General features: G+C 52.7%; 14 protein-coding genes. 5 read left to right on the forward strand and 9 right to left on the reverse strand.

The window, feature by feature from the left end; genetic code table 11:
• Positions 1 to 3: 3 nt before the first annotated feature.
• A complete protein-coding gene (locus ACFPMF_RS11090; RefSeq protein ID WP_379844475.1) occupies positions 4 to 1623 on the reverse strand; it encodes a hypothetical protein in 1620 nt (539 codons plus the stop codon).
• A gap of 76 nt (positions 1624 to 1699) precedes the next feature.
• On the reverse strand, positions 1700 to 2410 hold the full coding sequence (locus ACFPMF_RS11095) for a hypothetical protein (RefSeq protein ID WP_379844477.1): 711 nt from the start codon (positions 2408 to 2410) through the stop codon (positions 1700 to 1702).
• Positions 2411 to 2611: 201 nt separating this feature from the next.
• Between ACFPMF_RS11095 and amaB the strand changes: the two genes are divergently transcribed.
• Positions 2612 to 4153, forward strand: coding sequence for an L-piperidine-6-carboxylate dehydrogenase (gene amaB / locus ACFPMF_RS11100; RefSeq protein ID WP_379844480.1), 1542 nt, complete (start codon positions 2612 to 2614; stop codon positions 4151 to 4153).
• A 60-nt stretch (positions 4154 to 4213) separates the two neighbouring features.
• On the opposite strand, the gene ACFPMF_RS11105 is transcribed toward amaB, so the two are convergent.
• A complete protein-coding gene (locus ACFPMF_RS11105) occupies positions 4214 to 5179 on the reverse strand; it encodes an aldose 1-epimerase (RefSeq protein WP_379844482.1) in 966 nt (321 codons plus the stop codon).
• Positions 5180 to 5478: 299 nt separating this feature from the next.
• On the opposite strand from ACFPMF_RS11105, the gene ACFPMF_RS11110 reads away from it, so the two are divergent.
• A complete protein-coding gene (locus ACFPMF_RS11110) occupies positions 5479 to 6579 on the forward strand; it encodes an acyloxyacyl hydrolase (RefSeq protein ID WP_379844485.1) in 1101 nt (366 codons plus the stop codon).
• 134 nt (positions 6580 to 6713) lie between these two features.
• Positions 6714 to 7547, forward strand: coding sequence for a hypothetical protein (locus tag ACFPMF_RS11115; RefSeq protein WP_379844488.1), 834 nt, complete (start codon positions 6714 to 6716; stop codon positions 7545 to 7547).
• A 3-nt stretch (positions 7548 to 7550) separates the two neighbouring features.
• Here the strand turns inward: ACFPMF_RS11115 and ACFPMF_RS11120 are convergent, their stop codons facing one another.
• From ACFPMF_RS11120 to ACFPMF_RS11135, 4 genes are all read right to left on the reverse strand, one after another.
• A complete protein-coding gene (locus tag ACFPMF_RS11120; protein ID WP_379844593.1) occupies positions 7551 to 8375 on the reverse strand; it encodes a TIGR02757 family protein in 825 nt (274 codons plus the stop codon).
• A 64-nt stretch (positions 8376 to 8439) separates the two neighbouring features.
• Positions 8440 to 8661: a hypothetical protein gene (locus ACFPMF_RS11125; protein ID WP_379844491.1), complete on the reverse strand. Its 222-nt coding sequence runs from the start codon at positions 8659 to 8661 to the stop codon at positions 8440 to 8442.
• Positions 8662 to 8771: 110 nt separating this feature from the next.
• A complete protein-coding gene (locus ACFPMF_RS11130) occupies positions 8772 to 9815 on the reverse strand; it encodes a LysM peptidoglycan-binding domain-containing protein (RefSeq protein WP_379844493.1) in 1044 nt (347 codons plus the stop codon).
• Positions 9812 to 10666, reverse strand: coding sequence for a hypothetical protein (locus tag ACFPMF_RS11135; RefSeq protein ID WP_379844496.1), 855 nt, complete (start codon positions 10664 to 10666; stop codon positions 9812 to 9814). Before ACFPMF_RS11135 ends, ACFPMF_RS11130 begins: the two co-directional genes overlap by 4 nt.
• Before the next feature lie 102 nt (positions 10667 to 10768).
• Between ACFPMF_RS11135 and kdsB the strand changes: the two genes are divergently transcribed.
• Positions 10769 to 11500, forward strand: a complete 732-nt coding sequence (gene kdsB, locus ACFPMF_RS11140) for a 3-deoxy-manno-octulosonate cytidylyltransferase (protein WP_379844499.1) — start codon at positions 10769 to 10771, stop codon at positions 11498 to 11500.
• Between the two features lie 245 nt (positions 11501 to 11745).
• Positions 11746 to 13302, forward strand: a complete 1557-nt coding sequence (porX, locus tag ACFPMF_RS11145; RefSeq protein ID WP_379844501.1) for a T9SS response regulator signal transducer PorX — start codon at positions 11746 to 11748, stop codon at positions 13300 to 13302.
• 72 nt (positions 13303 to 13374) lie between these two features.
• Here the strand turns inward: porX and ACFPMF_RS11150 are convergent, their stop codons facing one another.
• Together ACFPMF_RS11150 and fsa are read right to left on the reverse strand one after the other, a co-directional pair.
• Entirely contained in the window at positions 13375 to 14055 is a 681-nt protein-coding gene (locus tag ACFPMF_RS11150; protein ID WP_379844504.1) for a cell division ATP-binding protein FtsE, read from the reverse strand.
• 103 nt (positions 14056 to 14158) lie between these two features.
• Positions 14159 to 14818, reverse strand: coding sequence for a fructose-6-phosphate aldolase (gene fsa / locus ACFPMF_RS11155; protein ID WP_379844507.1), 660 nt, complete (start codon positions 14816 to 14818; stop codon positions 14159 to 14161).
• Positions 14819 to 14963: the final 145 nt, after the last annotated feature.

Below are 14963 nucleotides of genomic sequence, written 5' to 3' on the forward strand. Positions count from 1 at the left end.
AACTTACGGATTGCAGTACTGTTTACTTTCTGATTCCGTCAGGTTGATGGGCCAGTTGGTGCTGGTGACTTTGTAGTTCTTGATGTCGATATCCAGCCGATCGGGAATGGAACCCGCCCGCAGATCATAGGCTTTGTTCAGCTCTACCAGAACCTTGGTGCTGAGGGTGGGCCAGACCATGGTCGGCAGATCCTTCCATTCGTCCTGGCTGCCCGCAGCGCGGAATTGCGAGTACAGCACTTTAAACGGCAGTTTTTCGGGATCGACGCCTTTGGTACCGCACTTGAAATTGAACGAAATCGTCACTTCTTTCCGGTTGTCGGGCGCGGGTGGCGTAATTGGGGTGTAGGGAATGGCTTTCAAATCAAAGGCTACTTCCGTATTCGAACAGCCGTCAATTTCGGGCGAAAGATACACTTTGTTGGCGTTGTCGAACAACCGCAGACGGATTTTGAGCCCTTTCCGCAGATTGGTGACCCGAATCGACGAACCATTGTTGATGGCGGTGGCAAACGTCAACGGATTGCCCGCCCGAACCACCACGTTACCCGCCGGATCGATGGCTTCAACCCGGTAGGCCGGGCTACGGTCGGCGTAGGGACTGAGAAATTTAAAAGTCGGGCCATCCGAACAGACTTCTTCCGTAAAGGCCGCTACCCAAAGCGAAAGGTGTTTGATCTCCGCTACGTATTCGAGGTTTCCGCTGGCGTTCCGCTGCACTTTGCCCGGCTCTTCCTGCGTCCATTTGTTGGAAACTTCATCGAAACTGAACAACGGAATCACATCCCCAACCTGAATGGTACGTCCGACGTTCGGGTTCAGCATCTGATTATTGAGGGCGAATGAAAGCCGGAGGGGCTGTGAAAATGTTTTGGCCAGTTGATATTCCTCGTTATAAACCGTAATCCGGGCACCACCCGCCACCGAAAGCACCTGCTGGTTACCCAAAAAACCGCCTGCGGGGGTTGAGGCATTGATGATGCCGTGTCCGGGCAATTCCGAAACCGCCTTCGACGTATTGCTGTTGTTGACCGGATCCGCCGTAATGGTCAGGGAACCGCCAACCGGCTGCCCCGAAACGTCCTTCACCTCGCTGCCCTGCGGAACCGTAATCGTTGCCTGGGTTACATTGGCTTCCGCTTTGGTCTGAACCGTGGCCGCCGACTGAACGGTCCCGCTTTCGCTGCCTTTGAAGGATTGATGAGCCGGTTCGTTCGCGGCTTTGTTACCGGTCAGTGCGATGGTCAGGTTGCGGACCGTTGTGTTTTCCAGCTGAATCGGCAGAATATGGTCGACCGATTGATCCGATAACGCGACGACATTGAAGCGGATCGGGGCGTTGGTCGTCGGGGTGGTCGAAGGAACCAGGCACAGGAATAATTTTCCGTCGGAGGTTAGTTTGAATTTTTTGGTATTCAGGGTGGTAACCACTTTCTCCGCATCCGGTCCCCCAATTTTGATGGCCAGTTTGTCGGCCGACAATCCGCTCGGCAGCGTATATTTGATCTGCAGGGTCACCGCCAGCGGATCTTTGAGTTTTAAGGCTACATTTTCGACCGGATTCTGGCACGCATCGAGTAACCAGATAGCCAGTACACAAACCAGGGATAACAAGCGTTTCATAACGTTGAGTAATAGATAAAAAGGCGATAGTTTATATGAAATGGTCGTCGACGGACCCGCTGAATGCGGGGCGATATTATTTATTTCTGAATAAGCCGTAGGTTATTAAAAACTGGAGAGAAGGCAGGAAGCGATAATTTCTCATGTTGTTTTCGATGACCGGAATCTGTTCGTCGATGTTCGTCGTTTCCAGAAAACCGGTGTATTGCAGATCGACCTTGGGAGTTCCGATGTAATAACAACCCAATTCCACGGCAAATCCCAGACGCCGGATCGGAGTGGAACGGCCATAGCCCAACCCGGCGTAGCCCAGCACAGGGCTCCACTTCAGGGATGCGTTGATGGTGCCGACATTTTCCTGGGAAATCTGGAGTCCACCAAATTTGACGTCGCCTTCGGCAACGACATTCGCCTTTACGTCGGGTCGCCAGGTATAACCGGCTCCTCCTGTCAGGAAAAAGGGATTGGATTGGAACGGATGCCATTTGACGGAAGCCAGCGCGATGCCCATTACCAGATCGGGCGTAATGTTCAGTTTGCCATCCCCGGCCTTGACCTTGAATCCACCATCATAGGCAAAGTAGCTGACGCCGAGCCGACCCACCAGCCGGGAATCGGTACTCAGCACCCGGGCAACTTGCAGGCCCACGCCCGTCGTACCCAACTGGAGGCCCAGGGCGTACGGGGCCGGTTTCAGGCTCACCGAATCACGGCCGGACTGGGCCGATACGCGGATGCTGGAAACACCCAGGAGACCAATTAAAAAGAGTGTCAATAGTTTATTCATAACGTTGAGATTGGTAATACACAGTCCACTAATGTGAAAATAAGCATTTATCAGACAAAAATGAGGCCAGCCTTTTAAAAAAATGAGGCACTGGTTAGGACAAAATGTCGAATTGTAACATTATTGAGTTTGGATGTAATAATTTTGGCACAACCACCCGGTGTCTTATGAAGCCGGATGGCTGTGGAAAAAATCAGTAGTATGCAACAATTCCTTCAAAAATTAAAAACACAGCCGATGATGTCCGGCACGAGCACGGGACAGGCATTCTGGCATTCGTCAGCGGTCGAAGGGGATGATTCGCTGCTCAAATCGTATTCACCGGTGGATGGGCAATTGCTGGCCGAGGTGTATCCGACAACGGCGGAAGATTATGATAAAGTGGTTCAAATCGCCCAGGCCGCTTTTTTGAAATGGCGAAGTGTGCCCGCTCCGAAGCGGGGTGAAATTATCCGACAGATGGGCGAGCAGTTTCGGCTCTATAAAAAAGACCTGGGCACGCTGGTCAGCTACGAAATGGGGAAGTCGTTGCAGGAGGGCCTGGGCGAGGTGCAGGAAATTATCGACATCTGTGATTTTGCGGTCGGGCAGTCGCGCCAGCTGTACGGCCTAACGATGCACAGCGAACGTGCCGATCACCGGATGTATGAGCAATGGCACCCGTTGGGCGTGGTTGGGATCATTTCAGCCTTCAATTTTCCGGTGGCGGTCTGGTCGTGGAATGCCATGCTGGCCTGGGTTTGCGGCAACGTCTGCATCTGGAAACCGTCGGAGAAAACACCCCTCACGGCCCTGGCGTGCCAGCAGATTATCAAGGATGTGCTGGAGCGAAACGACGTGCCGGAAGGCGTTTCGTGCCTGATTACGGGTGGGCGTGAAGCCGGTTCGTGGCTGACCGAAGACCCGCGAATTGCCCTCGTATCGGCTACCGGCTCGACACGCATGGGCAAGGCGGTGGCCCAAACCGTGGCCGGTCGGCTGGGCCGGTACCTGCTCGAACTGGGCGGGAATAATGCCATTATCGTGTCGCAGTACGCCGATTTGAACGTTGCCATTCCGGCCATCGTGTTCGGCGCGGTCGGAACCGCCGGGCAACGGTGCACGTCGACGCGACGGCTGATCATTCACGAATCGATTTACGAGGATGTTAAAAACCGGCTGGTAAAAGCTTACGGGCAGTTGCGCATCGGTAATCCGCTGGATGAAAAAAATCACGTTGGGCCGCTGATCGACCCGTCGGCGGTGGCGGCTTATCAGTCGGCATTATTTCAGATCAAGGAGCAGGGAGGGCGGTTGCTGATCGACGGCGAAATGCTGGAAGGACCTGGTTTTGAATCGGGCTGCTACGTGCGGCCGGCCATTGCCGAGATGCCCGCCCAGACCGAAATTGTGCAGCACGAAACGTTCGCACCGATTCTTTATTTATTAAAATACAGGAGCCTGGATGAAGCCATTGCGTTGCAGAATGGGGTTCCGCAGGGGCTATCGTCGGCGGTTTTTACGCTCAATCTACGCGAAGCCGAACAGTTTCTGTCGGCTGCCGGATCGGACTGCGGGATCGCCAACGTAAACATCGGCACATCCGGGGCCGAAATCGGGGGCGCTTTCGGGGGCGAAAAAGAAACCGGCGGGGGGCGCGAATCGGGTTCCGATGCCTGGAAAGCCTACATGCGCCGTCAGACCAACACCATCAATTACGGCACCAGCCTGCCGCTGGCGCAGGGCATCAAGTTTGAAATTTGATGCAAAGCGATGCTAAACGATGAAGGATAAAACCATTCATCGTTTAGCATTTATCATTCCTTAGCTCACCCACACTTTAATTGTTCCGTTCGCCGTTTCGTTGGGGGCCAAGCGAATAAGGCCCTCACCGTTGTTCAGCGCATTTACATTACTGGTGAGCGGTTCAATGGCAATGTTGTCGCGGCCGATCGGGGTGTATACCACCAGATACCCGAATTTCCCTGGGCCGGTTTCCTGCCAGACATTTAACTGCAAGCCCTGCGCTGCGGAGCGTAAAACCGTGGTGACCCCCTGGCTGGTGTTGTTTTCCACCACAAAAGCCGCATCCAGTTCGCGCTGGTGGAGGGAAAGATCGCCTTGCTCCGTAAACGGTTCTTCACCAACGGGCAATAGATGATCGTCGAGCTGAACCCGTTTGGCGGCCGGCAGCGAAATCGTTAGCTGGTCGACCGGCTCCCCATTCAAGGTGAAGTAAGGGTGCCAGCCGAAACAGACGGGAGCGTTCCGGTTTCCCGTATTCTGAACATCATACCGCACCGACAGGCCGGCCGCTGACAGGGCATACCGAATCCGGAAATCGAACGGAAAAGGATAACCGGGGTACGAGCCGTCGTGGACGTACCGAAGGGTGAGCGCAGCTTCCAGCTCCGTTATTTCCTGCCCAAACAGCTCAAACGGCTGGCCCGCGACAAAACCATGAATGGCGTTATCCTGTTTGGCTTCGTTGAGCGGTAGCGTAAACATTTCACCTTCAAAGGCATAGATGCCGTGCCGGATCCGGCTCGGAAACGGAAAAAGCAGTGCGCTGGCGTAGGCTTCATCAGCCAGGAGCGCTTGTTGGGAGTTGGGTGAATGCAGCAGCGAAATCCGTTTCAGTACATCGTTTCGGCTGGTTTGCCGCAAGACTAACTGCCGAATAACAGCACCGTGGGCCGGTAAAACAGTAAAAAACTCGCCCGTTTCGGTATTCTGGATGACGTATTCGGTGAACGAGCCAAACGGCTGGTGGACAATTTCAAAAGGCATTTTTCGAGGAATTAAGGGATTCTACATAGTATGCGGGCTACTGAAACGCATCCGCCTGGGTTATTCAACTAAACCTGCCCGGGAAGCACTAAGTTCTGACGGACGGACACTTTTTATTTTCGGCACGCACCAAGCCCGAAAACCGGGCTGCAACCGGATCGTGTGTAGCATTTAATGTAGCTAGAGTTGGACGAAATAGGTAAAATTTTTAGTAAGTGGTAGCAATAATTAAAAGATTATTGTTGGTGTATAACTTGTTGAAAAATAAATGATTTATTGTCATTTGTAAGGCAAGCTATATGCTAAGAATTTGTACGATCTTTTTCGGAATGGCGTTTTTCAGTTCACCGGTCTGGGGGCAGGAAAGTACGGAAACTCTACCACCGCACCGGCAATTCGGTCTGGCCTGGCACCAGGGTATATCAAAATCGAATGAGGTTTTGCCGGTTTCGCAGCAGGTCCCCGTGGGCGCTGAACTGTCGTATAGCCAGGTTAGTTTGAGTCGCCGGGCCTGGGAAAACGGCCAGTGTTTTGCAAAGGTAGGCGGTTATATCAATTACATCACCTTCCGGAATCCGGTTCCGCTGGGGCGGACGCTGGGGGCCGGTTTGTTTTTCGAACCACTGATCAATTACAGCCGACCGCTTTATTTTTCCGTCCGGGTGCTGGCGGGGCTGACCTACCTCACCCGGGTGTACGACCCAATAAAAAATCCCACCAACCATCATTTCAGTATGCCGGTCAGCGCGCTGATCGGGACCGGTTTTACGGCTCATTACCGGATGACGGACCACTGGATTCTGACCCTGGGAGCCGTTTATAACCACATTTCCAACGCCGGAACGCGATTGCCCAACCAGGGCATCAACATCCCAACCATCGCCTTAGGGGCTCAATACCAGCTGCGGCCGTCCGTTGTGCCCGACAGTCGCGGGTGGCAACCGGCGCCCTTATCCAGACGGTGGATGAGCCGGGCCCTTCTGATGGGTTCGGTGCGGGTGTTGCCCAAAACCGACAAAAAACCGGAAATGGCGTTACCGGTTTTTGGCCTGAATGTGGTAGGTGGTTTCCGGGTGACGCGCACCCATGCGTTTTCGGCGGGATTTGAACTGGTCGATGATCGGTATTTTAAAGAACAACTTATCACCTGGACGCGAGGCAAGAGGACTGACGCCCGGCAGGCAACCCTGCTGGCTGGTTACGAATTCTGGCAGGGACGCTTCATTTTTGCCGCCCATCATGGCTGGAATATTGTTCGGCCGCAGGGCTACAAACCGGCCACGTATCAACGCTACAATCTGCTCTACCGGCTGCGAAACGGGATTACGGCCGGCATGAGTGTAAAAGCTTACGGGGAAAATACGAAAGGCTTCAGCCTGATGGCGGGTTATAGCCTGTAGGTGGGGGAGAAGGAGGGCCTGCGAACGCACTTCAATGGAACAAATCGATGGGAAGAAATGTGACTTTGGACCGGTTTCATCGTATAGTAGTTAAAAAGGTACCATCTCATCACCCAAGAAAACCACTACTCTCTGTGTTTGCATCTGACGAAATCCTCTCTCTCGACGAAATATATAAATCGCAGAACGAAATTAATCAGCTCAAGCGGGCGCTGGAGCGGCAAGCGCTGTTTGGCGAAGGCCGTTTGCCGCAAAATGAAGTTGATGAGCGCGAGAGACACTATAATTTCCTGTATTTCCAAGTAGCGCAAACCGCCCGGATGACGACGGTTTACGATTTGATCGGCCGGCCAGACTGGCGCTCGACCACCGAACTGACAGACGCCCAGATTAGCCGGGAGGTTGACCGGCTCCTGCTGTTGCTCGCCCAGAACGGCATTGAAATTCAGGTGTCTGATCCCCACGGCAACGCGGATGACCGGCGGCTCTATTCGTTTATCACCCGGATGGTGTTTCCGAAAGAAATTCGGGAAATCCGCTTGCCGGGCACCTGCTACAGCATCGATTATAACTATTACTGCCCCAACCATACCCATGCCTGCATTTTTATTGCCGACGAATTGCTGACCGGACTGTTTAGCCGGAATTATGACCGCCTTGATAGTTGCCTGGCCGGGCACTTCTACTTCAATAGTCATTCACGGGATGAACTGCTTCCGTTCGTGACATCCGCCTTCGAGGCCTATAAAAATCACCTGAGTGGTTGCATTCTGGTCGACTGGACGATTGAAAAAGTTAAGCTGGATATCGCCCGGCGTCGGAGTGAAATTCATTTGATTCTGCATTACGGGGTGTCAAAAAAACGAAAACCGCTTTTCACGGAGCGGGGGCAACTGGTTTGTGAAGGAACGGATGACCACTGGTGGTTTATTCACAGAATCGACTTTCCCGGTTTGCAATTGGCGTAGGCCTTACATTTCGCCTTCAACCCCCAACCCAAACAACGCAAAATCGTATTTTACCGGATCGGCCGGATCGAACTGTTTCAAGGTTTCGGTCAGTTCAAGGGCGGCTTTCCAGTCGGTTTGCGGGCGGGTTAAAAGGCCCAGTTTTCGGGCGACACGCCCCACGTGAACGTCGATCGGTATGACGAGCTGGGACGGATCAAGACGGGTCCAGAGGCCGAAATCAACCCCCTGACTGTCGCGCCGAACCATCCAGCGCAGAAACATATTCAGCCGTTTGCACGAAGAATTACGACCCGGCGTTGACACGTGTTTACGGGTGCGTTCGGGGAAAAAAGGGTCCGCACAAAACCGGTCGTGAAACGTTTCCAAAACCGCACCCACGGGTGGTAGGCCGTGTTTTCCGAGCCCGGGAGTGAAGGCAGATGCGGGCCGACTGAGCGGGAGTGTCCGGCCGTCGGCGGGTACAAAAGCGTCCTCGAGGGTGTCGTGCTGCTGGTAATAGGTATGGAAAAAGTGCAGGAAGTACAGCGTATCCGTTGCGTTGAACGTGCGGTGTTTAAAGGTTAAAAACCGCTTCAGGTCCGTTTCCTGATGGTTCAAAACGAAATCGTACGGAGCGCCGTCCATCCGTTCGACCAGTTCATGGGCTTTCTTGAGAATCACCGGACGTTGTCCCCAGGCGAGAATGGCCGCCCAGAAACCCATGATTTCGATATCCTGTTTCCGGCTGAACCGGTGCGGAATACTGATGGGATCTTTTTCAATAAAAGACGGCTGATTATACTGCTCGACTTTCCGATCGAGTAATTCTTTAACAAAATCGAACATGGGAAGGAGATCAACCGCCCGAAAAGCGTTGGCGGTTTTCATACGAATCAAACGTCAGCGAAAATCAGCGGCTTTTTCCTCCGCTTAATACCCAGACAACCGCCTGTGAAATTCGGGAAAAGATCGAAACGATAACGGAAAAAACGGCGGTAAAAACCGCAATAATCGGGTAAGAAACCGTGAAAACCGCACTCCAGACTTTATAGCCGGGGGTCGCTTTCATCTTCTCGTCTCGTTCCTGGTGCCGCCGGGCAATGCGTTGCGCTTTTTGTTCTGGGGTAAGCATAAATACTTTTAACGCGTTGAAGAATACAAGGGCTGGATTAATAAAGCAATGGAAGGGCTATTTTGTTTTGGTCCATTCCACCATTTTAAACCCCGTAACCACGCCATGATTTAAGGGGCTAGATAACTGACCTCAGCTCGAAAACGCCGATCGGCGGGAGAAAGTTTCTCGAACGCCCGGGCCGAAATCTTGACGATCACCTTTTCGTTGACGCTGGTGGCGGGTAACCGCCCGATCACCTTGACCCAGATCGACTGTTGATTCATATCGTTCCGCACCAGCACCAGCGTTCCGATGGGAGCGGAGCGGTGCAACCCCAGGTATTTGTTTGAATTGCCGGACTGATCGATTACTTCGGCCAGACCAATTTCGGAAATCCGTCGGCTGTTGTCATTGGGCAGCGGGCCGCTGTCGCCAGGGCGAATGATGCGGGGTTCCGAAGGGGCTGAATTGGCGGGTTCGGCAGGCGCCCGGTCCGACTCGGCGGGTCGGGGTGAGTCCTCGTGCGGAGTGGGAACGGTGCGGGGCGGAGCGGGCCGTTCGGTTTTGGGCGAATCGTTACGGGACGTCCGCGATCCCTCAGACGACGAATCGGAACGGTGCGCGATTTCGGCCTTGGGGGATGGCTCGCGTACCCGCCAGGCTTTTTCAGATACAATCAGGGCTTGCCCGCTGACAATATGGTCGGATTGGAGGTTGTTCCATTTCCGAACCTGATCCATCGAAACGCCGTAGCGCGATGCCAGACTGTACAGGGTTTGGCCCGGTTCGACCTGATGAATACCGCTGTTGGCTTCTTTGGCGGTTTCCTGCCGCACCTGCTGTTCTTCGCGTTTGTCTTCTTTTTCCTCCTTTTTAAGGGCTTTGTTGACGGCTTTCTCGGCTTTCCGGGATAGGTTGGTAGCCGGAATCCGCACGACCTGATCGTAACGCACATTGTCGGGCAAACCGGGATTGGCCTCTTTAATGGCCTGAACGGATGAACCGTATTTGCGGACCAGCGAATACAACGTCTGGCCCTGCTCGACTTTGTGCAGTACGTATAGTTTGCCATCTTTCTTCTCCATTCCGAGCGAATCCAGCAGGATCGGATGGGCGTGGGTAACAAGACTGGTCAGCCAGCCCGCTAACAACAGCGGCAACAGTCGCTTCATGGCGTAGGTGTCAAAAAATAACTGGTAATACACGTTGAATTCAGTTGAGTAATAAGCTGGTTTTGCCAAACGCAAAAAGAGCCGGTTCCGACCAACGGCCGGGCGCTGGCGTCGGAAGGCAGCCCGGTGGTTTCGATACCCGGGCCGGTTGGCTGGTGTAACCAGATTGTTTGTCGTCGGTCGGTGATCAACAGCGATGAGCGGAGCCGATCGTTTGGTTCACGATAATAATACGAAAAAATTAGTTTATCGGCAACTTCTAAATAGTCGACGGATTCGATCGGCTGAATCTGGCCCATTTTTTTTAGAAAACGGTCGATGACGGGCCACCAGGGGCTCGACGTCGTGTAAGAAACGGGAAATTGCAAACGCGAATTGTGACCCGCGGGCGGTTTTATCGCCGTTTCGACCGGTTCGCCGTCCGACAGTCGGAAGACCACGACGGGGGAAAGAGTCGTATCGGTCAGGGAAGCGCGTTGCGCCCAGACCAGTTCGGCATTGGCGGCTTTCAGGGTGTGCTGTGGCCACTCCCAGCGAATTTGTCCGGTTTTCGGATCGACGGCCCCCAGGGCCGTGGGAACCGGCAGGCGGTTGTTATCGAATCGATGGTATAACGCCAGGCCGTTCCAGAGGCCGACCAGCGCCGAGTGAAACGGCACCGCCGGTTGAATCTGCGAAAGGAGGGTTCCCGGCGGCAATTCGGCCGTCACGTAGGTCAATCGCTGGGTTTCGTGACTGCGTAATTCGGCCACGAAGCGGGGAGGAGCCAAATCGACCTGTTCAAAAATAAGCCGCCAGACGGATTCCGAAAAGGACAGTTGAAAGGCAATGGGTAACTGATTCTGGCTCACGGGGCGATGCAGGATGGTTATTCCGGGAATTATCAACAGCCCGACGCTGCGGTTTCCGCCGAGTTCGGAGTATCTTGCGCCAAAAATACCGAAAATCGACGAATGAACATCCTCGGAATTATCCCGGCCCGGTATGCCTCCAGCCGTTTCCCGGCCAAAGCGCTGGCCGTTATTGATGGAAAAACCATGATTCAGCGCGTAATGGAGCAATCCTGGAAAGCACAGTCGCTGAGTCAGGTCGTTGTCGCTACGGATCACGAAGCCATCGCCAGCCACGTCCGTTCGTTTGGCGGAGCGGTGATGATGACCTCCGAACACCACCAGAGTGGTACGGATCGCTGTTTTGAAGCGCTGCAGGCTGTGGGTGGAAAGGTGGATTATGTGATTAATATTCAGGGTGATGAACCATTTATTAAACCCGAACAGATCAACCTGCTGGCGTCGGTTCTGGATGGAAAGACGGAGCTGGCCACGCTCGTCAAAAAAATTGAAGATCCGCACCTTCTGACGAGCCCGAGCACGCCCAAAGTGGTGCTGAATGCCCGCAGTGAAGCCCTGTATTTCAGCCGCCAGACGCTGCCCTACCTGCGCGAGCGAAAACCGGAAGAATGGCTGCACTACCACACGTTTTACAAACATATTGGCATTTACGCGTACCGGGCGGATATTCTGGCCCAAATTACGCAATTAAGTCCCTCGTCGCTGGAAAGAGCCGAAGCACTCGAGCAACTCCGCTGGCTCGAAAATGGGTACCGGATTCGCTGTGTTATAACCGAGCTGGACAGCTTTGGCATCGATACGCCGGACGATCTGGCGCGATTAACGCAGCCGTAAAACCAGCCTGACCGGTTAGTGCCGGAAGGCGATACGGTTTTGGTTCCTCGGCGAAACTTTCCGGATGGTAAGTGATAAATAACGCCGGTTTTGGGGAAAGTGAACACTAAAACCGTAACTTGCCGGAGCGCACTGTGCGGGAAGCCGTCTGTTAAAAATGGTTAAAATCGAACCGGCTAAACAGTTTCGGGCGTTACCAAGTTGAACTAGAGTAAGCTATTCAATCAAACACAGCATTTAGTATTATGCAGAACTATTCCATCCTCTGGGCTGACGACGAAATTGATTTATTGAAACCCCATATTCTGTTTCTCAATAATAAAGGCTATTCCATTACCCCCGTCAACAGCGGAGCCGATGCGCTTGAAAAAGTCGATCAGGAGAATTTCGACCTGGTTTTTCTGGATGAAATGATGCCGGGGATGACCGGTTTGGAAACTCTCCAGCAAATCAAGCAGATCCGGCCCAACCTGCCTGTGGTGATGATCACCAAGAGCGAAGAAGAGCACATCATGGAGGGGGCGATTGGTGCTAAAATTGCCGATTACCTCATCAAACCGCTGAATCCGAACCAGATTTTACTATCGGTCAAAAAAATTCTGGACAACAAACGGCTGGTGACCGAACGAACCAACCAGAGCTACCAGCAGGATTTTCGGAATCTTTCGATGATGTATAACGACCGGGTTGATTTTGCCGATTGGGTTGATATTTACAGGAAGCTTATTTTCTGGGAGTTAGAGCTGGACGGGACGCAGGATAAAAGCATGGCGGAAGTCTTCAACATGCAGAAAAGCGAGGCTAACTCGACGTTTTGCAAGTTCGTCATGGATAATTACGAAGACTGGCTGAACGAACCCAAAATGGAAAAACCGGTGATGTCGCACCAACTGATGCGCAAGAAGGTTTTCCCGCTGCTGGAACAGAACAACCCCCTGTTTTTCGTGCTGATCGATAACCTGCGTTACGACCAGTGGAAGGTCATTGAGCCGATCATGGCCGAGTTTTTTACGGTTGAAGAAGAATCTTCCTATTATTCGATTCTGCCGACGACCACGGCCTTTGCGCGCAACGCCATTTTTTCGGGCATGTTGCCCAGTGAAATGGAGAAAAAACACCCCGATCTCTGGGTGAACGACGATAACGAGGAAGCCGGTTTGAACAACAACGAAGACCAGTTTCTGAAACGTCAGATCGACAGCAGCCGCCTGAACATCCGGTTTTCGTACAACAAGATTCTGAATATCAACCAGGGCAAACACCTGGTCGATAATTTCAGTAACCTGATGCAGAACGATCTGAACGTGATTGTCTACAACTTCGTGGACATGCTGTCGCACGCCCGGACGGACATGGCGATGATCAAGGAACTGGCACCCGACGAAGCGGCTTACCGCTCCATTACGCGTTCCTGGTTCACGCACTCGCCTTTGCTGGAATTGATCCGGAAGATTTCTGAAAAAGGCGGGCGGCTCATCATTACCACCGACCACGGGATGATTCGGGTGCAAAAACCGGCCAAAATTGTTGGGTATCGCGATACGAATACCAACCTGCGGTACAAGCAGGGCAAAAACCTGGGCTTCGACGACAACCACATTTTTGTCTGCCGCAAACCGGAGAATTTTTTCCTGCCCCGGATTCACGTGTCCACCGCCTACGTTTTCACGCTGGAAGATTACTTCTTCGCGTACCCGAACAACTACAATTATTACGTCAATTATTACCGGGATACGTTCCAGCACGGTGGCGTTTCGCTGGAAGAAATGATTATCCCCTTCGTCTATTTAAAAGCAAAATGAGTTAAGAATTAAGAATGAAGAGTTATGAGTTAGGCTGACGCATTCAACTCATAACTCTTCATTCTTAACTCCCTATAAGCCTTGCTCAATCACCTTGCCGTCTTCGACGCGGAGGATGCGGGCGGGGTATTTGCGGAGAAAGTCGTAGTTGTGGGTCGCCATCAGAATGGCAGTGCCGGAATTGTTGATGGTCTGGAAAACCTGCATGATCTGCTCGCCCACGGCGGGATCGAGGTTTCCGGTCGGTTCGTCGGCAATCAGAATCATCGGTTCGTTGAGCATGGCGCGGGCTACGACGACGCGCTGTTGCTCCCCACCCGAAAGCTGGTGGGGCATTTTTTTGTGCAAGGTTCCGAGTCCAACCTGCATCAGAACTTCCGAAATGCGGTTTTTCATCTTGGTCTGGTCGGTCCAGCCGGTGGCTTTCAGCACAAACCGCAGGTTGTCTTCCACGTTGCGGTCCATGAAAAGCTGAAAGTCCTGGAAGACGATCCCGATTTTCCGGCGCAGGTAGGGTACATCTTTCGGTTTCAGTTTTTCGAGGGAAAAACCGGCCACGCGCCCCGCCCCGGCCTGTAGCCAGAGATCGGCGTACAGCGTTTTGAGCAACGAACTTTTCCCGCTGCCCGTCCGGCCAATCAAAAACACAAAATCGCCCTTGTTGACGTCAAACGTCACATCTGCCAGGACAATTCGCCCACCCTGGTAAATATCAGCCTGACTCAGCGACAAAACGGGTTCGGTTGAAAACATCTTATTCAGGGAAGAGTGATGAGTTAAGAGTTAAGAGTTAAAGCAGAGCAGTCATTTTTAGAATGCGTCAGCCAACCCATAACTCTTCACTCTTAATTCATAACTATTTCGTTGCCGCTTTCTGGTGATCGGCCAGGAATTTGGCCAGGCCAATGTCGGTCAGCGGGTGGTTGAACAGGGCAGTAATCGCGCTCAGCGGCCCGGTCATCACGTCGGCGCCGACCTCGGCGCACTGGATGATGTGCATCGGGTGACGAACCGAAGCGGCCAGAATTTCCGTGGCATAGCTGTAATTCCGGTAAATCAGGGCAATCTGCTCAATCAGGGCCACCCCATCCACCGAAATATCGTCCAGTCGACCAATAAAAGGCGAAACGTAGGTCGCGCCGGCTTTGGCGGCCAGCAGCGCCTGTCCCGCCGAAAATACCAGCGTACAGTTGGTTTTGATACCTTTTTCGGAGAAATAATTGATGGCTTTGATACCGTCTCGGATCATTGGCACTTTCACTACAATCTTGTCATCGATTTCGGCCAGTTCTTCACCCTCCGCGATCATTTCCTTATAGGTGGTTGCAATCACCTCGGCACTCACATCGCCATCGACAATTTCGCAAATGGCTTTGTAGCGCTGCATGATGTTGTTTTTGCCAGTAATTTTTTCCTTCGCCATCAGGGAAGGATTGGTGGTTACACCGTCTAAAATTCCCAGTTCCTGGGCCTCGCGAATGTCGTCTAGATTGGCAGTATCAATGAAAAACTTCATGTTGTCTAAACCGGAATAACAAAGATATGGGGTGAGTCTGAATCGTTTAAAAAGTAAAGATAAGCGAAGATTTCAATTACCCGGTTTGGGACCGTAAATGGTGAAAAAACCGGTACGAAATGGGGAAACAAAAAAAGGCAAACCG

This window comes from Larkinella bovis (genome assembly GCF_042655385.1).
Lineage (GTDB): Bacteria > Bacteroidota > Bacteroidia > Cytophagales > Spirosomataceae > Larkinella > Larkinella bovis.

Bases quoted from the DNA above. Each gene is read 5' to 3' on its own strand.
- ACFPMF_RS11090 (WP_379844475.1), bottom strand. From the start codon at position 1,623: ATGAAACGCTTGTTATCCCTGGTTTGTGTACTGGCTATCTGGTTACTC.
- ACFPMF_RS11095 (WP_379844477.1), bottom strand. From the start codon at position 2,410: ATGAATAAACTATTGACACTCTTTTTAATTGGTCTCCTGGGTGTTTCC.
- amaB (WP_379844480.1), top strand. From the start codon at position 2,612: ATGCAACAATTCCTTCAAAAATTAAAAACACAGCCGATGATGTCCGGC.
- ACFPMF_RS11105 (WP_379844482.1), bottom strand. From the start codon at position 5,179: ATGCCTTTTGAAATTGTCCACCAGCCGTTTGGCTCGTTCACCGAATAC.
- ACFPMF_RS11110 (WP_379844485.1), top strand. From the start codon at position 5,479: ATGCTAAGAATTTGTACGATCTTTTTCGGAATGGCGTTTTTCAGTTCA.
- ACFPMF_RS11120 (WP_379844593.1), bottom strand. From the start codon at position 8,375: ATGTTCGATTTTGTTAAAGAATTACTCGATCGGAAAGTCGAGCAGTAT.
- ACFPMF_RS11125 (WP_379844491.1), bottom strand. From the start codon at position 8,661: ATGCTTACCCCAGAACAAAAAGCGCAACGCATTGCCCGGCGGCACCAG.
- ACFPMF_RS11130 (WP_379844493.1), bottom strand. From the start codon at position 9,815: ATGAAGCGACTGTTGCCGCTGTTGTTAGCGGGCTGGCTGACCAGTCTT.
- kdsB (WP_379844499.1), top strand. From the start codon at position 10,769: ATGAACATCCTCGGAATTATCCCGGCCCGGTATGCCTCCAGCCGTTTC.
- porX (WP_379844501.1), top strand. From the start codon at position 11,746: ATGCAGAACTATTCCATCCTCTGGGCTGACGACGAAATTGATTTATTG.
- ACFPMF_RS11150 (WP_379844504.1), bottom strand. From the start codon at position 14,055: ATGTTTTCAACCGAACCCGTTTTGTCGCTGAGTCAGGCTGATATTTAC.
- fsa (WP_379844507.1), bottom strand. From the start codon at position 14,818: ATGAAGTTTTTCATTGATACTGCCAATCTAGACGACATTCGCGAGGCC.